22 protein-coding genes are annotated in these 22,924 nt (G+C 68.2%); 9 read left to right on the plus strand and 13 right to left on the minus strand.

What is annotated here, in order from left to right; all coding sequences use genetic code 11:
• Window positions 1-141 precede the first annotated feature (141 nt).
• The 5 genes from ACFWYM_RS42305 to ACFWYM_RS42325 all read right to left on the minus strand — a co-directional run bounded on the left by ACFWYM_RS42305 (window position 142) and on the right by ACFWYM_RS42325 (window position 5,909).
• Window positions 142-1,281: an ABC transporter ATP-binding protein gene (locus ACFWYM_RS42305; RefSeq protein WP_384850261.1), complete on the minus strand. Its 1,140-nt coding sequence runs from the start codon at window positions 1,279-1,281 to the stop codon at window positions 142-144.
• Complete coding sequence (locus ACFWYM_RS42310; protein WP_384850264.1) at window positions 1,268-2,290, minus strand: ABC transporter ATP-binding protein; 1,023 nt, start codon at window positions 2,288-2,290, stop codon at window positions 1,268-1,270. The genes ACFWYM_RS42305 and ACFWYM_RS42310 overlap by 14 nt, the downstream gene beginning before the upstream one ends.
• Window positions 2,291-2,296: 6 nt before the next feature.
• Window positions 2,297-3,289, minus strand: a complete 993-nt coding sequence (locus ACFWYM_RS42315) for an ABC transporter permease (protein ID WP_384850267.1) — start codon at window positions 3,287-3,289, stop codon at window positions 2,297-2,299.
• Window positions 3,282-4,205, minus strand: coding sequence for an ABC transporter permease (locus ACFWYM_RS42320; RefSeq protein ID WP_384850270.1), 924 nt, complete (start codon window positions 4,203-4,205; stop codon window positions 3,282-3,284). Before ACFWYM_RS42320 ends, ACFWYM_RS42315 begins: the two co-directional genes overlap by 8 nt.
• Window positions 4,206-4,283: 78 nt before the next feature.
• Window positions 4,284-5,909 carry an ABC transporter substrate-binding protein gene (locus ACFWYM_RS42325; RefSeq protein ID WP_384850272.1) on the minus strand — a complete coding sequence of 542 codons (1,626 nt, stop codon included), beginning with the start codon at window positions 5,907-5,909 and terminating at the stop codon, window positions 4,284-4,286.
• A 369-nt stretch (window positions 5,910-6,278) separates the two neighbouring features.
• On the opposite strand from ACFWYM_RS42325, the gene ACFWYM_RS42330 reads away from it, so the two are divergent.
• The 8 genes from ACFWYM_RS42330 (at window position 6,279) to ACFWYM_RS42365 (ending at window position 15,215) form a co-directional block, all read left to right on the plus strand.
• Window positions 6,279-6,722 (plus strand): hypothetical protein, encoded by a 444-nt coding sequence (locus ACFWYM_RS42330; protein WP_384850275.1) that lies wholly within the window; start codon window positions 6,279-6,281, stop codon window positions 6,720-6,722.
• Window positions 6,723-6,759: 37 nt separating this feature from the next.
• The gene (locus ACFWYM_RS42335; protein ID WP_384850278.1) at window positions 6,760-7,452 is read left to right on the plus strand and encodes a hypothetical protein; all 693 of its coding nucleotides are present in this window, start codon (window positions 6,760-6,762) and stop codon (window positions 7,450-7,452) included.
• Window positions 7,453-7,731: 279 nt separating this feature from the next.
• Window positions 7,732-8,754 carry an ABC transporter permease gene (locus tag ACFWYM_RS42340; RefSeq protein WP_384850280.1) on the plus strand — a complete coding sequence of 341 codons (1,023 nt, stop codon included), beginning with the start codon at window positions 7,732-7,734 and terminating at the stop codon, window positions 8,752-8,754.
• A gap of 103 nt (window positions 8,755-8,857) precedes the next feature.
• Window positions 8,858-10,642 carry an ABC transporter substrate-binding protein gene (locus ACFWYM_RS42345; protein WP_384850283.1) on the plus strand — a complete coding sequence of 595 codons (1,785 nt, stop codon included), beginning with the start codon at window positions 8,858-8,860 and terminating at the stop codon, window positions 10,640-10,642.
• Window positions 10,643-10,729: 87 nt separating this feature from the next.
• Window positions 10,730-11,710, plus strand: a complete 981-nt coding sequence (locus tag ACFWYM_RS42350; RefSeq protein WP_384850286.1) for an ABC transporter permease — start codon at window positions 10,730-10,732, stop codon at window positions 11,708-11,710.
• A 27-nt stretch (window positions 11,711-11,737) separates the two neighbouring features.
• The gene (locus ACFWYM_RS42355; RefSeq protein WP_384850355.1) at window positions 11,738-12,808 is read left to right on the plus strand and encodes an ABC transporter ATP-binding protein; all 1,071 of its coding nucleotides are present in this window, start codon (window positions 11,738-11,740) and stop codon (window positions 12,806-12,808) included.
• Window positions 12,809-12,834: 26 nt separating this feature from the next.
• Entirely contained in the window at window positions 12,835-13,956 is a 1,122-nt protein-coding gene (locus ACFWYM_RS42360) for an ABC transporter ATP-binding protein (protein ID WP_384850289.1), read from the plus strand.
• A 185-nt stretch (window positions 13,957-14,141) separates the two neighbouring features.
• Window positions 14,142-15,215 carry a methyltransferase gene (locus ACFWYM_RS42365; protein WP_384850292.1) on the plus strand — a complete coding sequence of 358 codons (1,074 nt, stop codon included), beginning with the start codon at window positions 14,142-14,144 and terminating at the stop codon, window positions 15,213-15,215.
• 3 nt (window positions 15,216-15,218) lie between these two features.
• Here the strand turns inward: ACFWYM_RS42365 and ACFWYM_RS42370 are convergent, their stop codons facing one another.
• From ACFWYM_RS42370 to ACFWYM_RS42385, 4 genes are all read right to left on the minus strand, one after another.
• A complete protein-coding gene (locus tag ACFWYM_RS42370; protein ID WP_384850296.1) occupies window positions 15,219-15,770 on the minus strand; it encodes a GNAT family N-acetyltransferase in 552 nt (183 codons plus the stop codon).
• 175 nt (window positions 15,771-15,945) lie between these two features.
• Window positions 15,946-16,224 carry a hypothetical protein gene (locus ACFWYM_RS42375; RefSeq protein ID WP_384850299.1) on the minus strand — a complete coding sequence of 93 codons (279 nt, stop codon included), beginning with the start codon at window positions 16,222-16,224 and terminating at the stop codon, window positions 15,946-15,948.
• Between the two features lie 153 nt (window positions 16,225-16,377).
• Window positions 16,378-16,587, minus strand: a complete 210-nt coding sequence (locus ACFWYM_RS42380) for a DUF397 domain-containing protein (RefSeq protein ID WP_384850302.1) — start codon at window positions 16,585-16,587, stop codon at window positions 16,378-16,380.
• Between the two features lie 10 nt (window positions 16,588-16,597).
• Window positions 16,598-17,479, minus strand: a complete 882-nt coding sequence (locus ACFWYM_RS42385) for a helix-turn-helix domain-containing protein (RefSeq protein WP_384850305.1) — start codon at window positions 17,477-17,479, stop codon at window positions 16,598-16,600.
• Between the two features lie 213 nt (window positions 17,480-17,692).
• Here ACFWYM_RS42385 and ACFWYM_RS42390 point away from each other — a divergent pair, with 213 nt between their 5' ends.
• Window positions 17,693-18,157 carry an ATP-binding protein gene (locus ACFWYM_RS42390; protein ID WP_384850307.1) on the plus strand — a complete coding sequence of 155 codons (465 nt, stop codon included), beginning with the start codon at window positions 17,693-17,695 and terminating at the stop codon, window positions 18,155-18,157.
• A gap of 635 nt (window positions 18,158-18,792) precedes the next feature.
• Here the strand turns inward: ACFWYM_RS42390 and ACFWYM_RS42395 are convergent.
• The 4 genes from ACFWYM_RS42395 to ACFWYM_RS42410 are packed head-to-tail and all read right to left on the minus strand — an operon-like array spanning window position 18,793 to window position 22,897.
• Entirely contained in the window at window positions 18,793-19,959 is a 1,167-nt protein-coding gene (locus tag ACFWYM_RS42395; protein WP_384850309.1) for an ABC transporter ATP-binding protein, read from the minus strand.
• Window positions 19,952-21,013: an ABC transporter ATP-binding protein gene (locus ACFWYM_RS42400; RefSeq protein WP_384850312.1), complete on the minus strand. Its 1,062-nt coding sequence runs from the start codon at window positions 21,011-21,013 to the stop codon at window positions 19,952-19,954. The genes ACFWYM_RS42395 and ACFWYM_RS42400 overlap by 8 nt, the downstream gene beginning before the upstream one ends.
• 11 nt (window positions 21,014-21,024) lie before the next feature.
• Window positions 21,025-21,975: an ABC transporter permease gene (locus ACFWYM_RS42405; RefSeq protein ID WP_384850315.1), complete on the minus strand. Its 951-nt coding sequence runs from the start codon at window positions 21,973-21,975 to the stop codon at window positions 21,025-21,027.
• Window positions 21,968-22,897 carry an ABC transporter permease gene (locus ACFWYM_RS42410; RefSeq protein ID WP_384850318.1) on the minus strand — a complete coding sequence of 310 codons (930 nt, stop codon included), beginning with the start codon at window positions 22,895-22,897 and terminating at the stop codon, window positions 21,968-21,970. The genes ACFWYM_RS42405 and ACFWYM_RS42410 overlap by 8 nt, the downstream gene beginning before the upstream one ends.
• Between the last annotated feature and the right edge of the window lie 27 nt (window positions 22,898-22,924).

The following is a 22,924-nucleotide window of genomic DNA, read 5'->3' on the forward strand; positions in this document are numbered from 1 at the left end:
GGCTACAGATAGCCCGTCCGGCGCTTGAGGACGAGCCGCGTCAGCGGCGATAGGGGGTGCCCCAGGGCCGACGGAGTCGGCAGTTTCGGGAAGGGGCGGGATCGGGGAAAGGACCGCCGGAGGCACCCCCACCCCCACCCCCTACGGCACGACCTGCCGCTCCTCCGCGAAGTGGCACGCCGACTCATGGGCCGCGGGCCCACCCGCCCCCCGGAACACCGCAGGAACCGCCAGCTCAGGCACCTCCACCGCACACCGCTCCTGCGCCTTCCAGCACCGGGTACGGAAGCGGCACCCCGAGGGCGGGTCGGCGGGGGAAGGGACATCGCCCGCCAGCAGAATCCGCTCGCGCCCTTCCCGGGCCTCGGGATCCGGCACCGGCACCGCCGACAGCAGCGCCTGCGTGTACGGGTGCGTCGGGTGGTCGTAGATCTGCTCGTCCGTCCCGATCTCCGCGAGCCGCCCCAGGTACATGACCCCGACCCGGTCGGAGATGTGCCGCACGATCGACAGGTCGTGCGCGATGAAGACGTAGCTCAGGCTGAACTCGTCCTGGAGCTTCTCAAGGAGGTTGATCACCTGCGCCTGCACCGACACGTCGAGCGCCGACACCGGCTCGTCCGCCACGATGATCTCCGGCCGGAGCGCCAACCCCCGGGCGATGCCGATGCGTTGACGCTGGCCGCCCGAGAACTGGTGCGGGTAGCGGTTGATGTACTCGGGGTTCAGCCCGACCACGTCCAGGAGCTCCTGGACCTTCTGACGCCGCGAACCCTTCGGCGCCACCTCCGGGTGGATCTCGTACGGCTCCCCGATGATGTCGCCCACCGTCATCCGGGGGTTCAGCGAGGTGTACGGGTCCTGGAACACCATCTGGATGTTGCGCCGGACAGCCTTCAGCGCGCGGCCCGACAGCTTCGTGATGTCCTCGCCCTTGTAGAGGATCTGCCCGGACGTCGGCCGCTCCAGATTCACGAGCATCTTCGCGACCGTCGACTTGCCGCAGCCCGACTCCCCCACGACGCCGAGCGTCTCGCCCGGGTCCAGGTGGAAGGAGACCCCGTCGACGGCCTTGACCGCGCCGATCTGCTTCTTGATCAGGATGCCCTGGGTGAGCGGGTAGTGCTTGACCAGGTCCCGTACTTCCAGGATCGGTTCGCGGCCGGACTCCGAGCCCTCGGCGGCGTACCGCGACTCCGCCTGTGCCTTGTGCAGCAGGTGCTCCGCCAGTTCGCCCTCGACTCGCAGGTCCTTCTTGCTGACGTGCTCAGGATGCGTCATCGAGCGTCTCCTTCCAGAAGTGGCAGGCGCTCTTGCGGCCGGGGGCAGTGGCAGGGGCAGTGGCAGTGGGCTCGGCGGCGTCGTATGTCACGTCCGCGAGCGGCGGGACATCCGTGCGGCAGATGTCCTGGGCCCTGGGGCAGCGGGGGTTGAAGGCGCAGCCGGGCGGGATGTTCATGAGGTTCGGCGGCAGGCCCTTGATCGCGTAGAGCTCCTGGCCCTTCTGGTCCAGGCGCGGGATCGAGTCGAGCAGACCGCGCGTGTACGGGTGCGCCGGGCGCTTGTAGATCTCGTGCACCGGAGCCTGCTCGACGATGCGGCCCGCGTACATGACGGCGATGTCGTCCGCGACGTCGGCGACCACGCCCAGGTCGTGGGTGATGAGGATCAGGCCCATGTTGAGCTCGCGCTGCAACTCGGCCAGCAGGTCCATGACTTGGGCCTGCACGGTGACGTCGAGGGCCGTCGTCGGCTCGTCCGCGATGATCAGGGACGGCTCCAGGGCCATCGCCATCGCGATCATGATGCGCTGGCGCATGCCGCCGCTGAACTGGTGCGGGTACTGGCCGACCCGCTCCTTCGCCGCGGGGATGCGGACGCGGTCCATCAGCTCGATGGCCTTCGCCTTGGCGTCCTTGCGGGACATGCCCCGGTGGACGACGAACATCTCGCCGAGCTGCTCGCCGACGGACAGGACCGGGTTCAGCGAGGACAGCGCGTCCTGGAAGATCATCGCCATGCCGGCGCCGCGGATCTTGCGCCGCTGGTCCTCCTTGAGCTTCAGGAGGTCCTCGCCCTGGAAGAGGATCTCGCCCTGGGTGATCTTCCCGGGCGGGATGTCGAGGATGCCCATGATGGCCTGGGCCGTGACGGACTTGCCGGAGCCCGACTCGCCGAGCACGGCGAGCGTCTCACCCGCGTCCACGCTGTAGTTGACCCCGTTGACGGCCTTGGCGACGCCGTCCCTGGTCCTGAACTCCACGTGCAGATCGCGTACTTCGAGCAGCATGAGCGCTTACCTCAGCTTGGGGTCGAGGGCGTCGCGCACCGCGTCGCCGAGCATGATGAAGGCGAGCACGGTGATGCTCAGCGCGCCCGCGGGCCACAGGAGCATGTGCGGGGCGTTGCGGATGGACTCGGCCGCGTTCGAGATGTCGATGCCCCAGGAGACGGTGGGCGGGCGCAGGCCGACGCCGAGGAAGGAGAGGGTCGCTTCCAGGGCGATGTACGTGCCGAGGGCGATCGTCGCGACGACGATGACGGGCGCGACCGCGTTGGGCGCGACGTGGCGGAGCAGCATCCGGGAGCTGCTGGCGCCGAGGGCCCTGGCCGCGTGCACGTAGTCGTTCTGTTTCGCGGTGATCACCGAGCCGCGGGCGATGCGGGAGATCTGCGGCCAGCCGAGCAGCACGATGAAGCCGACGACCGGCCAGACCGTGGAGCTGGTGACCACCGAGAGCAGCACCAGGCCGCCGAGGATGATCGGGATGCCGAAGAAGATGTCGGCGATACGGGAGAGCAGCGCGTCCCACCAGCCGCCGAAGAACCCGGCGAGCCCGCCGAGGACCGAACCGAGCAGCGCGGCCCCCACGGTCGCGCAGACGCCGACGGTGATGGAGGCCCTGGCCCCGTACACGGTGCGGGTGTAGACGTCGCAGCCCTGCCGGTCGAAGCCGAAGGGGTGGCCGGGTGCGGGGCCCTTCTCGGAGTTGGCGAGGTCGCAGTCGAGCGGGTCGCCGCTCGCGATCAGCTGGGGCCAGATCGAGATGATCACGAGGAAGAGGATCAGCAGCGCGGAGACGATGAAGATGGGGTTGCGGCGCAGCTCGCGCCAGGCGTCGGACCAGAGGCTGCGCGGCTTGGCCTGCGGACCGGGCCCGCCGGCCGCGGGTCCCTTGCCCTCCAGGGTCTGGGCCTCGCTCATCGCGAGGTCCATGGCTCCGCCGCCGCCCCCGGCGGAGATCGACTGCTTCGGGTCGAAGCCGGCTTCTCTCTGCGGCTCAGGCATAACGGATCCTCGGGTCCAGGACCGCGTAGAGCAGGTCGACGAGCAGGTTGGCGAGGAGGAAGACGATGACGAGGATCGTCACGAAGCCGACCACGGTGGGGGCGTTGTTGCGCAGGATGCCCTGGTAGATCTGGAAGCCCACGCCATGGATGTTGAAGATCTTCTCCGTGACGATGGCGCCGCCCATGAGCGCCCCGATGTCGGTGCCGATGAAGGTGACCACGGGGATCAGGGAGTTGCGCAGCAGATGGCGGGTGATGATGCGTCGGCGCGGGAGCCCTTTGGCGACGGCGGTGCGCATGTAGTCGGCGCGGGCGTTCTCCGCGATGGAGGTCCGCGTCAGCCGGGTGACATAGGCGAGGGAGACGAGGGCGAGCACGATGCCCGGCAGGATCAGCTCGTCGAAGGGGGCGTCCGGGGAGACCGTCGGCCGGATCACTCCCCATTTCACGCCGAAGAGGTACTGGAGTACGTAGCCGCTCACGAAGGTCGGGATGGAGATCACGATCAGCGTGAGGATGAGCACCGAACTGTCGATCAGGCGGCCCTTCTTGAGGCCGCTGAGCACGCCGAGCGTGATGCCGACGACGAGCTCGATCACGATCGCGACGATCGTCAGACGCAGCGTCACCGGGTAGGCGGCGGCGAGGAGTTCGGTGACCTTCTGGCCGTTGAAGGCGGTGCCGAAGTTCCCCTGGAAGATCTGCCCCATGTAGTGCAGGTACTGCTTCCACAGCGGCTGATCGAGATAGAGGTCCTTGCGGATGCGGGCGGCGGTGGCGGGGTCGGGCGCCTTGTCGCCGAAGAGGGCCGCGACCGGGTCACCGAGCGCGTACACCATGAGGAAGATCAGAAACGTGCTGCCGATGAACACGGGGATCATCTGGAGCAGGCGCCGGATCACATAGCGTCCCATGTCAGTCTGGCTCCGGGGTGGGGGGGTACGGTCCGGGGGCCGCCCCCGCAGCACGCGGGAACGGCCCCCGGAAATGGGCTACTTGACCTTGATCTGGTCGTAGACCGGGACGCTGAACTGGTTGAGGGTCACGTCCGAGACGTTCTCCGAGTAGCCCGCGCTGCCGTTCTGGTACCAGAGCGGGATCGACGGCATCTGCTGGGCGAGGATCTTCTCGGCGTCCTGGAAGTCCTTGACGGCCGCGCTCGCGTCGGACTCCTTGTTCGCCTTGTCCACGAGGGCGTCGAAGTCCTTGTTGTTGAACTTCCCGTAGTTGGAGGAGGCGCCGGTGTAGAAGAGCGGCTGCAGGAAGTTCTGGATGAGCGGGTAGTCGGCCTGCCAGCCGGAGCGGAACGGCCCGGTCATCTTGAAGTTGGACATCTGGTTCTTGAAGTCCGCGAAGGTGCCGATGGGGTTGACCGTGCACACCGCGCCCTTGCCGAGCGCCTTGTTGATGCTGTTGCAGACGGCGTCCATCCACTCGCGGTGCGAGCCGGTGTCGACGTTCGAGGTGACGGTGACCTTGCCGCCGGGCAGCCCGCCGCCCTCTTCGATCAGCTTCTTCGCCTGCTCGGGGTCGTACGTGCAGGCGTCGCCGCAGATGTCGTCCTTGTAGCCGCCCTTGTCGCCGAGGGCCGGCGAGGTCCAGTCCTTGGCGGGGGTGCGGGTCTCCTGGAAGATCTGCTTGGTGATCTCGTCGCGGTTGATCGCCATGGAGACGCCGCGGCGGACCTTCTCCATCCCCTCCTTGCCCCAGTTCTTGTCGTAGAGCGGGAAGACCAGGGTCTGGACGATGAGGGCGGGCTGGTTGATGTAGCGGTCGCCCAGGTCGTTCTTGACGTTCTTGAGCTGCTTGGCCGGCACGTCGTCGACGAGGTCGAGGTTGCCCGCCATCAGGTCGGTGTAGGCGGTGTTGTTGTCGGTGTAGACGACGAGGTCCACGCCCGCATTCTGCGCCTTGTCGTCGCCCTTGTACCCGTCCCACTTCCGGAGCTTCATCGAGGAGCCCTTGGTGTACGAGTCCACCGTGTAGGGGCCGTTGCCGACGGGCTTCTTCAGCCAGCCGTCGTGGTCCTTGAAGAAGGACTGGGGCAGCGGCGAGAACGCCTGGTAACCCAGCGTCTGCGGCCAGGTCGAGAACTTCTCCTTCAGCTTGACCGTAAAGGTCTTGTCGTCCTTGACCACGAGGCCGGACATGGTCTTCGCGGTGGCGTTGCCGTTCTCCGGGTGGACCTTGTCGTAGCCCTCGATGTTGGCGAAGAAGGGCGCGTTGTTCTGCTTGTTGTCGATGTTCGCGCCGTAATTCCAGGCGTCCACGAACGACTTCGCGGTGACCTTCTCACCATTGCTGAAGGTCCAGCCGTCCTTGAGCGTGACGGTGAAGTTCTGCGAGTCCGAGGTGTCGACCTTCTCGGCGACCATGTCCTTGGCCTCGCCGGTCTTCGGGTCGTACTTCTTGAGCCCCCGGAAGAGCATGTCCATGACCTTGCCGCCCTGGACCTCATTGGTGTTCGCCGGCTCGACCGGGTTCTGCGGGTCGCCCCACGAGGACTTCACGATGCCGGAGCCGTCGCCTCCACCGCTGCTGCCCCCGCCGCAGGCCGTCACCGCGAGGGCGACGACGACCGCTCCTGCGGCCCACTTGGCGTGCGTGGCTCCACGCATGGGATGCCTCCTGTTTTCAGACATGACTGTTGCTTGGGCGCTTAGGGCCAAATACACCGCAGACAGGGTGATAGCGCACCTTTATGGCCCCTTTCCGTGGCTACTGCGACAGAAAACCCCCTGGATGGCATACGCGGAGGGGGCGCTCGCCGGGGCGGGCGCCCCCTCAGTGCGGGGGTGCGCCCGGTGGCGGCACACGGGCGGGTCGCGGAACTCCCGTACGGCACCGGCCAATTGATATCTGCTCAGTTTTCGACGGCATCCGGAAAAGGGAGCCACGGAAAGCCCGGACGAAATCATTCGTTGACACCCGAGAATTGGCATGGGTAGCGTGCGGACACTCACGAAAAAGAAGGGGGGCCAGTGAGAATGACGCATACGACGCTGCGCCGCGTATTCACGGCCGCAGTAATTACCGCACTCTCCGGCGCGCTGCTCACCGGCACCGCGCACGCCCAGGACGGGGATCCCTGGAAGTGCAGCCACGCGAGCAGCAAGAGCTACACGGACCCGGGCGGCCGTGATTCCTATGTCACGTTCAAGGACCCGGACAACGGGGACCGCGTCGGAATGACCTTCAAGGCGGACGGCGAAATCGTCACGCAGTGGAATGACAGCAATGACACCGCCGATTACTACGCGAAGTTCTATAAGGGCGATCGCATCGACCTGACCTGGCACTGGAACCTGGAGCCGGGCATGAAGGACAAGACTTACAACTTCGACCGCCCCGAGGGCCAGAAGGTCCAGCTGGAGACGACGCTGTGGCAGCCCTCGAAGGGCGGCTGCTTCGACAACGGCGGAATCGCCTGATCCGGCCGATCCGGACCGGCGGGAGCACATCACCCTGATGCGAAAGAAGTTCAGCGCAGGCAGCGCAGGCAGCGCATACATCGCAGGCATCGCAGGCATCGCGGCCCTCGGAATCATCTCGGGGGCCGCGGGCTGTGCACGCGAGGGCGCCGCCCATAGCGGAACCACGGAATCCGCGAGAAGCGCGAAATCCGCGGGCGGCGGCGCGAAATCCGCAAGAAGCGCACATTCCGGCTGCGCGCCCGAATTCACCTGGAATACACCGGCCACGGGCGCCTGGACCCTCGCGGTCCTGGACGACCGGGTCGCGGTGGCCCCCGGCGGCACCCTCAAGATCAAGGCCAAGCCGTACCGGCCGCGCACCGCCGAGGTCACCGGCGTCCGCGCGGGCGGCCCGCGCGCGGCCGAGGTCATGAAGGCGCTGTCCGAAAAGACCGGCACCCCTCTGGCCGCCCCCGGCGCCCGCACCGCCGACATCGCACGCACCGCGGAGGTCGGCTTCCCCGCGTCCGGACCCCGCGCCGAGGCCGTGTACTACCAAGGTCTGCGACTCGTCGAGACCGACTACCGCTACCGCTGCGCGGACGAGTCCCGGGGCCGGGGCCACATCCGCACCTGGGAGACCCGGTCCGAGACCGCGGGGCTCGTCGACTGTCTGAAACCCGCCGCCGAGAACCCCCGGACAGCGCTTGCCCGCCTCGCCACCCGGGAGCGCTGCCCCGCCCGCTGACGGCGGATGTACGCATTCCGAGATGCCCACGCCCGCTTATCGGACTCAATGCCGGAATTGCCCCCATGCAAGGGGCAGGGGATCTCACCTTGGCCACATCAAGGTAAAGCATAGGTAATGTTCCGGTTATCTGCAGGTCAAGGACCCAAAGGCCACGCCAAGTCAATTCAGAATTCATTGACCGTACGCGAAATGCCTTGAAAAGGTCGCGCCTAGCCCGTAGGCCCCGCTTCCGCGGACACCTGCGGACCCCCTACGACTGTCCGCGCCAGGAGCGCCATGACCTCCTCAACACCTGCCACTGCCGCCACACTTGAGGTGACGGACGAGACCGGCACCGCATCTCCGCCCAACGGCCAGGGCAGCAAAGGACGTTCACCGGGCCGGCTGGCCTGGATCCGCTTCCGGCGCGACCGCGCGGGCGTCATCTCCGCCTGCGTCGTGATCTTCTTCTTCGTCATCGCGCTGTGTGCGCCGTTGATCGCGAAGGTGTACGGGAAGAACCCGTACGACACCTACGGGATGGACGACCCCTCGCTGCTCAACGAGTTCGGGTACCCGGTGAAGCCGAACGGCGGGATCTCCGGGGACTTCTGGTTCGGCCTCGAGCCCTCCCTCGGGCGCGACGTCTTCACCTTCCTGCTCTACGGGATCCGCAACTCGCTGCTGATCGCGGCCGCGACGACGGTCCTGGTGACGCTGCTCGGCATCGCGGTCGGCATCACCGCCGGGTACCTGGGCGGCAAGACCGACTACTTCATCGGCAGGATCATCGACATCCTGCTCGCCTTCCCCTCCACGCTCTTCTACATCGCCTTCTTCCCGGTGATGATCTCGGTCCTGGTGAGCCCGGAGGACAAGACCCCGAAGTGGCTGATCGTCACCAGCCTGATCACGGTCATGACCGCCTTCGGCTGGGCGCCCATGGCGCGGCTGCTGCGCGGTGAGGTACTCGCCCTGCGCGAGCGGGAGTTCGTGGAGGCCGCGAAGGTCACGGGGGCATCTCCGGCGCGCATCATCTTCAAGGAGCTGCTGCCCAACCTGTGGACGCCGATCCTGATCCAGGCGACGCTCGCCCTGCCGCTCTTCGTCACCGCCGAGGCCGGCCTCGCCTTCCTCGGCGTGGGACTCGAGGAACCGACGCCGGACTGGGGGGTGATCATCCAGCGGGGCTCCGAGGTCTATCAGGACGACATCACCTTCATGGTGTTCCCGGGTCTCGCCATGGTGATCTTCGTGGTCGCCTTCAACCTCCTCGGCGACTCGGTGCGCGACGCGCTCGACCCGAAGACCAAACGCTGACGAACACCGCCGCTCCCCGCGACCGGCCCGCGCGACGGGGCCGAGCCGGACCGCGCCGCACCACCGCTCTTCTGTCTCCTTCACACACAGGGTTGGTAGCCACATGTCAATCTCCCGCAGAAACCTCCTCATCGCCTCATCGGTGGCGGCGGGCGGCTCGCTCGTCCTGTCCGCCTGCAGCAGCGGCGACTCCGGCGGCGGCAAGGGCGGGGCGCACGGTGGCGCCACCGAGTACACCAACGCGACCGTGAAGATCGGCACCAAGAAGGACTCGACCGGGCCCGCGCCCGAGGTCCCCGGCGCGCAGAAGGGCGGCACCATCTACGGTGTCGCCGAGGACGACGTGTCCCACATGGACCCGCAGCGCATCTACTTCGCGTACAACTCCTCGCTCGCCAACCTCTTCGCGCGCGGCCTCACCGGCTACTACACCGACATGAAGGGTCACCAGACCCTCGTCGGCGACCTCGCCACCGACGCGGGCACGTCCTCCGCCGACAAGAAGACCTGGACCTTCACGCTGAAGGACGGCCTGAAGTGGCAGGACGGCAGCGAGCTCACGGTCGACGACGTCCGGCACGGCTTCGAGCGCGCCTGGGCCCCCTTCATCACCGAGGGCGCCGCCTACGTCCAGCAGGCCCTCACCGGCAAGGGCGCCAAGTGGCGTGACGCGTACGAGGGTCCGTACAAGGGCAAGCGCCTGGACTCGATCGTCACCGACAAGAAGAAGAAGACGATCACGTTCAAGCTGGCGGAGGCCCGGCCCGACTTCAACTTCACGCTGGCGATGCACTCCTACTGCGCCACGCCCGTGAAGCACGACACCAAGGAGAAGTACGACAAGGCGCCCTTCTCCTGCGGCCCGTACATCGTCAAGCACCGCACCATCGACAAGTCGATGACGCTGGCCCGCAACAAGCACTGGGACCCGAAGACCGACCCGATCCGCACCGCCTACCCGGACGGCTTCGAGTTCGAGTTCGGCCCGACCGGCCTGGAGTCCAACGACCGCTTCATCGCGGACCAGGGCAACGACCAGCAGATGGTCGCCCTGTACGAGAACATCCCGGCCGAGCGCATGCAGAAGGTGCTCACCACCCCCGACCTCAAGAAGCGCAGCTTCAACGGCCTGTCGTCGGGCACGTACTACTTCGCCATCAACATGAAGCGGGTCACCGACGTCGAGGTGCGCAAGGCCCTCCTCATCGCCTGGCCGCTGGAGCAGAGCCGCAAGATCTACGGCGGCACGGCCGCGGGTGACTACGCGACGACGATCCTCAGCCCCGACATCATCGGCTACGACAAGTTCGACATCTACGGCAAGCTCAAGAAGCCCGAGGGCGACGTGAAGCGGGCCCACGACATCCTGAAGAAGGCGGGCAAGCTCGGCACGAAGATCGTGTACGCCTTCCCGCGGCGCCCCACCTACGACAAGACCAAGATCGTCATCGAGAAGAACCTGAAGGCCGCGGGCTTCGACCCGGTCATCAAGCCGCTCAACTCGACGGACTTCTACGACCAGGCACAGCGCCTGGACAACAAGTTCGACGTGATGTGGTTCGGCTGGTCCCCGGACTGGCCGACCGCCTACACGATGATGCAGCCGCTCTTCGACGGCGCGGCCATCGGTGACGGCCAGAACAACGTCTCGCAGTGCGACGTCCCCTGGATCAACGAGGCGATCAAGAAGAACGCCGTGATCCCGGACCCGAAGGAAGCCGGCAAGGCGTGGGCCGCGCTGGACAAGCGGATCATGACGGAGGTCGTGCCGATCATCCCGGAGACCTTCCAGCGCCGCTGGTACCTGCACGGCTCCAAGGTCGGCGGCGCCATCCACGACCCGCAGTTCGCGGCCACTCTGCTGACCAAGGTGTTCGTCAAGAGCTGACGACCGGCCCCAGGGGGCGGGCCCCGCGAGGCGGCCCGCCCCCGCCACCTCTTCCTCTCACGGCATCCGTCAGGGACCCCAACTGCCATGCTCCGCTTCCTCATTCGCCGCATCATCGGCGGCGCGGTGATCCTGCTGATCATCAGCGCGATCGTCTTCCTCCTCTTCTACACGGCCCCGCGTGACCCCGCGCGGCTGGCCTGCGGCAAGGTGTGCCCGCCCGAGACGCTGGCGCTGGTGAAGCACAACCTGGGGATCGCCGACCCGGTGCCGGTGCAGTACTGGCACTGGTTCGAGGGGCTGTTCGTGGGCCGCGACTACGACGCGTACGGCTTCTGCGACGCGCCCTGTCTCGGCTACTCGTTCCGCAACCGCGAGCCCGTGCTCAGCACCATCCTCGACCGCTTCCCGACCACCGTCTCGCTGTCGCTCGGCGCGGCCTTCGTGTTCGTCCTCTTCGGCGTGGGCACCGGCATGCTGGCCGCCGTGAAGCAGGGCAAGCCCCTCGACAAGATCGCCTCGTCGGCCTCGCTGATCGCGTCCTCGATGCAGATCTACGTCGTCGGCGTCTTCGCCGTGTACCTCTTCACCGACCAGCTGCACCTCCTTGACCGGCCCACGTACACGCCGATCACCGAGAACCCCGCCAAGTGGTTCTCCGGGCTCCTCATCCCCTGGCTCGTGCTCGCGCTGATCTTCACCGCCAACTACACGCGCATGACCCGCTCCCAGTTGGTGGAGACCCTGAGCGAGGACTACGTCCGCACGGCCCGCGCCAAGGGGCTCTCGCGCCGCACGGTCTTCTTCCGCTTCGCCTGGCGCGGGGCGATGGGCCCGATCGTCACGATCTTCGGCCTCGACCTCGGCGTGCTGCTCGGCGGCGCGATCATCACCGAGAAGACCTTCGCCCTGCACGGCATCGGCGAGCTGTCCGTGAAGGCCGTGGACACGAGCGATCTGCCGCTGCTGCTCGGCGTGGTCCTGGTGGCCGCCGCCGCGATCGTGTTCTTCAACATCGTCGTCGATGCCCTGTACGCGCTGATCGACCCGCGTGTGCGGCTGTCCTAGGGAGCCGAGAGATCCATGAGCACCTCGATGAGCAAGTCCCCCTCGGCCCCGCCCCCGTCCGCCCCCGCCGGCACCGGTGACCCCTTCCTCTCCGTCCGCGACCTGCACGTCCACTTCTCCACCGAGGACGGCGTCGTCAAGGCGGTCGACGGGCTCGACTTCGAGCTGGAGCGCGGCCGCACCCTCGGCATCGTCGGCGAGTCCGGCTCGGGCAAGTCCGTCACCAACCTCGCGATCCTGGGCCTGCACGACAAGGCGAACACCACGATCGACGGGGAGATCCTCCTTGACGGAAAGGAGTTGATCACCGCCACCGAGCGCGAGCTGGAGCAGCTGCGCGGCAACAAGATGGCGATGATCTTCCAGGACGCCCTCGCCTCCCTGTCGCCGTACCACACGATCGGGCAGCAGATCGGCGAGACCTTCCGCAAGCACACCGGCGCCTCCAAGAAGGAGGCGCGCGACCGGTCGGTCGAGATGCTGCGGAAGGTCGGGATCCCGCAGCCCGACCTGCGCGTCGACGACTATCCGCACCAGTTCTCGGGCGGCATGCGGCAGCGCGCGATGATCGCGATGTCGCTGGTCTGCAACCCGGCCCTGCTGATCGCGGACGAGCCGACCACGGCCCTCGACGTGACGGTGCAGGCCCAGATCATGGACCTGCTCAAGGACCTCCAGCAGGAGTTCGGCACGGCGATCATCTTCATCACGCACGACCTCGGCGTGATCGCGGACATCGCGGACGACATCCTGGTGATGTACGGCGGGCGCTGCGTGGAGCGCGGCAGCAAGCGCCAGGTGCTGCGGTCGCCCCAACACCCCTACACCTGGGGCCTGCTGGGCTCGATGCCGTCCCTGACCGGCCCGGTGGACGTGCCGCTGTCGCCGATCCCCGGCACCCCGCCCAGCCTGCTCACCCCGCCCACCGGCTGCCGCTTCCACCCCCGCTGCTCCTTCACCGAGCAGGTCGAGGGCGGCCGCTGCTCGGGCGAGCTGCCGCTCCTCGAACTCACCGAGGGCCGGGGCGCCGCGTGCCACCTCACGGCGGAGCAGCGGACCGCGTTCTCCGTGGACTTCGCGGGCACACGGGCCAACTGACGTACGAGCGACGGGATTTCACCACCATGAGCAGCACCGCTCCGGCGACGGACAGCACCGCCCCCGAAAGGGGCGACGCTCCGGCCCCGCTTCTGGACGTCAAGGGCCTGACCAAGCACTTCCCGGTCATGGGCGGCTTCCCCATCAAACGCAAGATCGGCGCGGTCCAGGCCGTCGACGGGCTCGACTTCAGCATCACCGAGGGCGAGAGCCTGGGCCTGGTCGGCGAGTCCGGCTGCGGCAAGTCGACGACGGGCCGCCTGGTCACGCGCCTCCTTGAGCCGACGGGGGGCCGGATCTCCTACCGCGGGCAGGACATCACCCACGCCGACCGCAAGCAGCTCGCCCCGATCCGCCCCGAGATCCAGATGATCTTCCAGGATCCGTACGCGTCCCTGAACCCGCGCCAGACCGTCGGAAAGATCATCTCGGGGCCGATGGAGGTCAACGGGATCAACCCGAAGGGCGGCCGCGAGGCCCGCGTCCGCGAGCTCCTGGAGACGGTCGGCCTCAACCCCGAGCACTTCAACCGCTTCCCGCACGAGTTCTCCGGCGGCCAGCGCCAACGCATCGGCGTGGCACGGGCGTTGGCCCTGCAACCGAAGCTGATCGTCGCGGACGAGCCGGTGTCGGCGCTCGACGTCTCCATCCAGGCGCAGGTGGTGAACCTGCTGCAGAAGCTCCAGAAGGAGCTCGGCATCGCGTTCCTGTTCATCGCGCACGACCTGGCGGTGGTCCGGCACTTCTCGCAGCGGGTCGCGGTGATGTACCTGGGCCGCATCGTGGAGATCGCGCGCCGCGAGGACCTGTACGGGAATCCACGGCACCCGTACACGCGGGCGCTGCTCTCGGCGGTGCCGGAGGTGGACATCTCGCCGGAGCCGCAGGACGCCGCGGCGGTCGGAGCCGCCGGAGCCGCCCAGGCCCGCCGCGAGCGGATCCTGCTCACGGGCGACGTCCCCTCCCCCGTCAACCCGCCCTCGGGCTGCCGCTTCCGCACCCGCTGCTGGAAGGCGACGGAGCGGTGTGCGAGCGAGACGCCGACGCTGGTGCGGATCGACGGGAACGGGGACCAGCACTTGACGGCCTGTCACTACCCGGAGGAGCCCGCCGACTTGGCGGTCCCGGGAGCACGCAAGTCGCTCTGAGCGGAACCCGGCCCGCCGCCCCATTGACCCGATACCGGCGGACCGGGTTCCTGGGGCAGTCCAGGTTCCACGTCTCCTGGATCTCCCCGACCAGGCGCCGCGCGGGCTTCCGTACGCGGCTCGCGTGCCGCTCTTGTCCAGGACACGCCTGGCGGCCCCGGGACGTTACACAGCACCCTGACAACATGACGGACGCACCGACACCGAGCACCAACCCCGACCCCTCGACCCAAGCCGCCGATCCCACCCAAGCCGCCCAAGCCGCCGACGCCGCCTTCGCGTTGCTGGACATGACCCTCGGCCACCTCTACTCCTCCGCGCTGCGCGCCGCGGCCGCGCACCGTATCGCCGACCATCTGTCCGAAGGCCCCCTCGGAGCAGAGGAGTTGGCGACCCGCTCGGGCACGCACGCGTCCTCCCTGCGCCGCGTGCTGCGGCTGCTCTCCATGCGCGGGATCTTCCGCGAGGACGAGCACGGCGCGTTCCACCTCACCCCGGCCGCCGCCCTGCTCGCCGAGTCGGCGCCGGGATCCCAGCGGGACGGGATCCTCTTCCTCACCGCCGAGAGCATGACCCGGTCGTTCGCGGGCCTCGACGAGACCGTGCGCACCGGCGTCCCGGGCTTCGAAGCGGCGTACGGCACGCCCTACTTCGACTACGTGGCGACCTCCGCCGCGGAGCAGGAGCTCTTCGACCGGGGCATGGCGGCCTTCTCGGGGCCGGTGGACGAGGTCGTCTCGGCCGCGTACCCGTTCCCCGCGAGCGGCACCGTCGTGGACGTCGGCGGCGGCCGCGGCGGCTTCCTGCGGTCGGTCCTGACCCGCAACCCCGGCCTGTCCGGCGTCCTCTTCGACCAGCCGCACACGGTCGCCGAGCACACCCTCGACAGCAAGGACCTCGCGGGCCGCTGGCGCGCGGAGTCGGGGGACTTCTTCGCGGCGGTGCCGGAGGGCGGGGACGTCTACGTCCTCAAGCACATCCTCCACGACTGGAACGACGACGAGGCCCTGCGCATCCTGCGCGCGGTCCGCACGGCGATCGCGCCCGGCGGCCGCCTCGTCGCCGTCGACACGGTGCTCCCCGCGGGCAACGACCCGCACCCCGGCAAGGCCCTCGACATCGTCATGCTGGCCGCCCTCAAGGGCAGGGAGCGCACGGAGGCCGAGTTCGGCGCCCTCTTCGCGCAGGCCGGCTTCCGCCTGACCCGGGTCGTCCCGACACCGACGGTGCCCTCGCTCGTGGAGGCGGAACCGGTGTGAGGGCTACGGGCGCGCCGACCCGGCGCGCCCGTCCGACGCCAGCCGCGCATGCAGCTCCACGTCGTACCGCACCCCGTCGTACGCCAGCTTCTGCCGCTGCACGCCCTCCACCACGAACCCGGCGGCCCGCGCCACCGCGCACGACGCCGGGTTGTTGACGCGGTGCCCCAACTCCAGGCGGAACAGGCCGAGTTCGAGGAAGGCCCAGTGCGCGAGGGCCGCGCACCCGCGCGACGCCACACCCCGCCCCCGCGCCTGCGGCGCCGTCCAGTACGAGACCCAGCCCACGCCGTGCGTACGGTTCACCGCGCTCACGGCGACGTTGCCGAGGGCGGTGCCGCCATCCGCGTACGCGACCGCGACCGCGAAGGCGTATGCCACGTCCGCCTCCCGGTCGGCCGCGCGCCGAGCGATCCAACGCTCGGCATCAGCAAGCGAGTTGAGGGGCTCGTCGGCCTGGCGCTCCATCTCGGGGGCGGCGAAGGCGGCAAGGACGACGCCCGCGTCCCGGGCCTCCCAGGGCCGCAGCACCAGGCCCCCACCTATGTCGATCACGCGCCCATCCTGCCGTACGGGAAGCGGCTGCGGCACGCACGCACAAAGGGGCCGCGCCCCCCTCAGGAAGGCGCGGCCCCCGGTCCCCCGAGGTGGCGTCGGCTCAACTGGCCCAGCCGACTCAGCTGTCCGAGTCGGCTCGACTGGCCGAGTCGGCTCGACTGGCCGAGTCGGCTCAGCTGTCCACGTAGAGGTCGAAGTCCCAGGGCGACTCCTGGCAGTCGTAGACCGTCCACTTGCCGTGGGACAGGCCCCAGTCGCCGACGGTCTTGCACTCGTTGAGCGTCCAGTAGTCGTCGTAGAACGTCATGCCCTGGACCTTCGAGTGGCCTGAGCCGGTGGACCCGGACGGTGCGGCGGAGGCCGACGTCGCGGTGAGAGGCACCGCCACCATGGCCGCCCCCGCGACCACGCCCGCGATCCTCGCCAGGGTCTTCCTGCTTGCCCTTGCCATGAATCTCACTCCCCGTGCGGGAACGCGTCCTTTCTTGCTCCCCCGTTTCAGGAGCTCATTGCGTTCCCTCGACTGCCTCCACCATGACGGGGGCGGGCGATGGGCTGGAACCTCAGAGGTCTGAGGGGCAGCTTCAGCCTGAGTGACGGACCATCACACACCAGGGATCAGGCCGCCGTTGGCCTGAATGCTGCGGATGAGTCCACGCAGGGCCTCGGGGGACGCTGTGGCGATCTCGTCGGGCCGGTCGCTCTCGCGCAGACAGGTGCGACCGGAGGGGTCACTCGGGTCGGTGGCCAACTCGATGCAGTCACCATTGCCGCCACCGCTGAACGACGACTTGAGCCAAACGAGTTGGGGCATGGTCTCCCTCTTACAGTCGGTACATCACGTGCTGGATGAGGCTCAGCGAATCGGCGGATTCATGCGACTCCGGTGCGGCTTCCGGGTCGACCTCAGCCAGTGCAAGCGTGGATAGCCGCTCGAACATTCTGGCGTACTCGCTGATGTGCCCACCATCCCGCAGGAACACCGAGTTGAGGGGGTGCTCCAGGTGGACGGTGTCCAGCTCGGGGAGCATTCCGCCGAAGATGCCGAAGGACCGGCTGAACGACGAGTAGGCGCCCGCCTCGAACGGAAACACCTGGACGGTGACGTGAGGGAGCCGTGCCACCTCGATGAGCCTCAGGAGCTGCTTGCGCATGACCTTGGGACCACCGACCTGGACGTGCAGTGCAGCCTCATGGATCACCGCCCGGAACCGCACCGGTGACTCAGCGGTGAGGACACGCTGCCGTCCCACTCTGAACGCCACGAAGCGGTCAACGCGCCGCTTGTCATCCTCCGACTCGCCGATGACCGAGCGTGCGTAATCCTCCGTCTGCAACAGCCCCGGGATGAACAGCGGTTCGTGAATCCGGATGGCCGCCGACAGCGACTCAAGTTCCGCCAGGTCACACCCGACGGGAGCCACCACGTCACGGAACTCGTCCCACCAGCCCTTGCCCCGCTCCTGCGCCATGGCCATGAGCCCGTCGAAGTACGACCCCCTCGGACACCCGTACTCACGCAGCAACTTGTACAACCGATTACGGGACACGTCGAGCCGCCCCGCCTCGATGTTGCTGATGCGTGTGCGATCGGCCTCCAGCAGGGCTCCGGCCTGGTCGCCGGAGAGACCCGCACCGGTGCGCAGCTTGCGTAGCTCCAGGCCGAGGCGGCGTTGACGCTCGCTGGGATTGCTTCTGGGTGGCATGTCCGACCTCCTCCACGACGGAGTCTGCCTTTCCTAACTGCCATGGTCCACAAGGAAGTTAGGCCATCACTCACATCGGTGATGCATGGCGTAAACGGTTGCACCTAGATAAACACGTTCCCTACCTTCAAAGGCAACACAGGCGGAAGTACCCCCGCCCACAACGGAGTTGGCGGACCTGGTCACCGCGCACCCCACCCAAGAGGAGCCCTCATGACCGACCCACCCCACCCCCACTCCACCGACGTCTCCCTCGTCTTCCCGCCCGACCCCGCCTGGGTCCGCACCGCCCGCGACACCGTGCGCACCCTCCTCACCACCACTGGGCACCCCGAACTCACCGACACAGCGGTCCTGTTGACCTCCGAGGCCGTCACCAACGCCATCAACGCCTGCGCAACGCAAGTCTGCACCGCCCCGGTGACGCTCTTCGCGGGGTGGGCCGGCCCCCATCCGGACGGAGCGCGGCTCCGCGTCCTCGTCCACGACGAAGCCCTCGGCCTCCCCGTCTGCGAGCCCGCCGCCGATGACGACGAGACCGGGCGCGGCATGCGGCTCGTCGCCCACAGCGCCGACGCCTGGGGGGTCTGCAGACACGGGCCGGGGCAGGGCAAAGCGACCTGGTTCGAGCTGGAGGTCAGGGCACTGGAAGTCAGGGCGCCGGCGGCGCCGGGATGAGTTGTCCACAGGCTCAGTCGGCCCTACAGCCGCACGGGCGGCGACTCTGCCGCACCCCAGCCCGCGAGCACCCCGGAGGACCTGCGGGCCGTCCTCGCCCGGCTCGCCCCCGACGCACTGTCCACGTTCGACGCCGAGCGCGCCGCCGCGCTGCGGATGGCACGCGATCAGGTCAGCGCCGCCCCTATGCGCCGCTTCGTCGGCCAGTGGGCCGTCTACGTCGCGGTGGAACGTCACCCGGAGCGGGCCCGGAGCGGGCGGCCCGCCTGCGCGCTCTGGAGGCACGTGCAGCCACCACCGAGAGCCTCGACGAGGCACGCTCCCTCGCCTCCGAGATCGGCCGGATTCTCGACGCCTCGTGCGCCGAGGCCGGGATCGAGCGCGACGCGAGGCCATCGGAGAGGGACCGCGACGCGGCGGCCCCGGCGGAGTCCGCCGCATTCCCCTACTCACCGACGGCTGGTTCTACGCACTCCCGGTGCCACGGCTGCACCTGATCGCGATCACTCGCGTCATCCCTCCATTCGACTGCCTGTAGCGCGAGAGGCACACGCACAAGCGGGGGCGCCCCGAGCCAACTCCTGCTCGGGGCGCCCCCGTTCACGTACGGTCAAAGACCTCGCACGCGTCACACGCTACGCCGCGTGCACCACGTCCTTCTCCTCGGCGAAGTGGCACGCCGACTCGTGTGCCGCCGGGGTGTCCTGGCCCGCGAAGCGCTCGGGGATCGCGAGCACCGGGATCTCCTTCGAGCAGCGCTCCTCCGCCTTCCAGCAGCGGGTGCGGAAGCGGCAGCCCGAGGGCGGGTTGGCGGGGGACGGCACGTCGCCCGACAGAATGATCCGCTCTCGGCCCTCCCGCGCCTCCGGGTCCGGCACGGGCACCGCGGAGAGCAGCGCCTGCGTGTACGGGTGCGTCGGGTGGTCGTAGATCTGCTCGTCCGTGCCGATCTCGGCCATCTTGCCGAGGTACATGACCCCGACCCGGTCCGAGATGTGCCGGACGATCGACAGGTCGTGCGCGATGAAGAGGTAGGAGAGGTTGAACTCGTCCTGGAGCTTCTCCATCAGGTTGATGACCTGCGCCTGGACCGAGACGTCCAGGGCCGAGACCGGCTCGTCACAGATGATGATCTCGGGGTTGAGCGCCAGGCCGCGGGCGATGCCGATGCGCTGGCGCTGGCCGCCCGAGAACTGGTGCGGGTAGCGGTTGATGTACTCGGGGTTCAGGCCGACCACGTCCAGGAGTTCCTGGACTTTCCTCCGCCGGTCGCCCTTCGGCGCCACCTCCGGGTGGATCTCGAAGGGCTCCCCGATGATGTCGCCCACCGTCATCCGGGGGTTCAGGGACGTGTACGGGTCCTGGAACACCATCTGGATGTTGCGGCGGACCGCCTTCAGCGCGCGCCCGGACAGCTTGGTGATGTCCTGGCCCTTGTAGAAGACCTCGCCCGCCGTGGCCCGCTCCAGCGTCATCAGGAGCTTGGCGACCGTGGACTTGCCGCAGCCGGACTCCCCGACGATGCCCAGGGTCTCGCCCTGGTACAGGTCGAAGGAGATGCCGTCGACGGCCTTGACCGCGCCGATCTGCTTCTTGATCAGGATGCCCTGGGTGAGCGGGAAGTGCTTCACCAGGTTGCGGACCTGGAGGATCGGCTCGCCGCGCTCGACGGGCGCCTCGATCGCCGCCACGGCCTCCTCGGCCGACGCCACGTCGACCGTTTCGACCTCGGAGACGTTCGGGGTGGCGTCCGCGGGCTCGTCGTTCTTGTCGAGCTTCTTGGTCTCGGCCTGCTCAGCCATGGATCGTCTCCTTCCAGAAGTGGCACGCGCTGCCACGGCCCGCCAGCGCCGTGCCGTCCTGCTCGGTGACCGGCACCAGGGCCGGGATCTCCGTGCGGCAGACGTCCTGCGCCTTGGGGCAGCGCGGGTTGAAGGCGCAACCGCCGGGAATCTTCAGCAGGTTGGGCGGCAGACCCTTGATCGCGTAGAGCTCCTGGCCCTTCTGGTCCAGGCGCGGGATCGAGTCAAGGAGGCCGCGCGTGTACGGGTGCGCGGGGCGCTTGTACAGCTCGTGCACCGGCGCCGTCTCCACGATCCGGCCCGCGTACATGACCGCGATCTTGTCGGCCACGTCCGCGACCACGCCCAGGTCGTGGGTGATGAGGATGAGCCCCATGTTGTACTCGCGCTGGAGCTCGGCCAGCAGGTCCATGACCTGAGCCTGGACCGTCACGTCGAGGGCCGTCGTCGGCTCGTCGGCGATGATCAGGTCCGGCTCCAGGGCGAGCGCCATCGCGATCATGATGCGCTGGCGCATGCCGCCGGAGAACTGGTGCGGATAGTCGTTCACCCGCTCCTTGGCCGCCGGGATCTTGACCTTGTCCATCAGCTCGATGGCCTTGGCCTTGGCCTGCTTGCGGCTGAGGCCCTCGTGGACGCGGAACATCTCGCCGAGCTGGTAGCCGACGGAGAGGACCGGGTTCAGTGAGGACAGCGCGTCCTGGAAGATCATGGCGATCTTCCGGCCGCGGATCTTCCGGCGCTCCTCGTTGGACATCTTCAGCATGTCCTGGCCGCGGAAGAGGATCTCGCCCTGCGGGATCTTTCCGGGCGGCATGTCGAGGATGCCCATGATGGCCTGGGCCGTGACGGACTTGCCGGAGCCGGACTCACCGAGCACGGCGAGCGTCTCGCCCGCGTCCACGCTGTAGTTGACGCCGTTGACGGCCTTGACCACGCCCTCGCGGGTGTGGAACTCGACGTGCAGGTCCTTCACGTCGAGGAGCCGGCCGCTCTTTTCCTCGCCCGAGCGGGGGGCGGGAACCGAGTCTGTTTTGAGGTCGATGCTGGTCACGTACGCCTCCCTCAGCGCAGCTTCGGGTCGAGGGCTTCACGCACGGCGTCGCCCATCATGATGAAGGCCAGCACCGTGATGCTGAGCATGCCCGCCGGGAAGAGGAGGACGTGCGGGTTGTTGCGGATGCTGTCGGTGGCGTCGGAGATGTCGACGCCCCAGGAGATGGCTCCGTTGCCGAGGCCGAGACCCAGGTACGACAGCGTCGACTCGGCCACGATGTACGTGCCGAGGGCGATGGTCGCGACGACGATCACCGGGGCGACCGCGTTCGGCAGGATGTGCCGGAACAGGATCCGCTTGGTCCCGGCGCCCAGTGCCCGCGCCGCCACCACATAGTCCGCGTGCTTGGTCGTGATGACCGCGCCGCGCATCACGCGGGCGATCTGCGTCCAGCCGAGGAAGGCCAGGGCTCCGGTGACGACCCAGACGGTACGGGTCTCGAAGGCGTTCAGGACGACCATCGCGCCGAGCAGGAACGGGATGCCGAAGAACACGTCGGTGAGCCGGGAGAGCAGGCTGTCCCAGAAGCCGCCGAAGTATCCGGCCAGCATGCCCATCAGGCCGCCGAAGACGGTGACGAGGATCGTCACGCCCATGCCGACCATGATGGAGTTCCGCGTCCCGTACAGCACACGGGCGTAGACGCTGCGGCCCTGCTTGTCGTAGCCCCACCAGCCGTCCTGGAAGAAGTGCCCGTACTCGGGCTTCCCGAGGAAGTGGTGCGTGAGGTCGCCGGACTCCGGGTTGGCGCCGGTGAACAGGCCGGGGAAGGCCGCCACCACCAGCAGGAGCAGGATCAGCAGTGTGGAGATGACGAACAGCGGGTTGCGCCGCAGGTCCCGCCAGGCGTCCGCCCAGAGGCTGCGCGGCTTGCCCGGGGCGGGCACCGCGGGCACCGCCTGCGCGTCGGTCGCCACGGAAGTCTCCTCCGCGGCCGGGGTCTTGGTGAGGTCAGGCATAACGGATCCTCGGGTCCAGGACCGCGTAAAGCAGGTCGACGATCAGGCTGGCGAGGAGGTACACGAGCACCAGGACGGTCACGATGCCGACGATGACCGCGCCCTCTCGGTGGGCCAGGCCCAGGTAGAGGAGGTTACCGACGCCCGTCACGTTGAAGATGCCCTCGGTGATGACCGCGCCGCCCATCAGGGCGCCGATGTCGGTGCCGAGGTAAGTGACCACGGGGATCAGCGAGTTGCGCAGCAGGTGCCGGGTGATGATCCGGCGGCGCGGCAGACCCTTGGCGACGGCGGTGCGCATGTAGTCCGCCGATCTGTTCTCGGCGATCGACGTCCGGGTCAGACGGGCCACATAGGCCAGACCCACCAGGCCGAGGACGAGCGCGGGAACCATCAACTGCCCGAAGTTCTCGGAGTCCTGGACCGTGGGTGTGATGATCTTCCACTCGTTGCCGAAGTACAGCTGGGCGAGCAGACCGATCACGAAGATCGGGACCGAGATGACGACGAGCGTGAACAGCGTGACCGTGTTGTCCACCAGGCGACCGCGCCGGATACCGGCGAGCACACCCAGGGTGATGCCGACGACCAGCTCGAAGGTCCACGCCATGGCGGCGAGCCGCAGCGAGACCGGGAATGCCTGCTTGATCTCGTCGAGCACGGGCCGGTTGCCGGCGATGGTGTTGCCGAAGTCTCCCTGCAGCAGCCCCTTCATGTAGTGCAGGTACTGCTGCCACAGCGGCAGATCAAGACCACGCTCGTGCTTGATCTGTGCGACCTGCGTGGGGTCCGGCGGCTTGTCCCCCCACAGCGCCCGTACGGGGTCGCCGGGGAGCACGTTGACCATCAGGAAGATCAGCAGGGTTGTCCCGATGAAGACCGGGATCATCTGGAGCAGTCGCCGTGCGACGTAGCGCCCCATTGGTGCCTCCGTCCATTGCGGAGCCGC

The organism is Streptomyces sp. NPDC059009 (genome assembly GCF_042740175.1).
Lineage (GTDB): Bacteria > Actinomycetota > Actinomycetes > Streptomycetales > Streptomycetaceae > Streptomyces.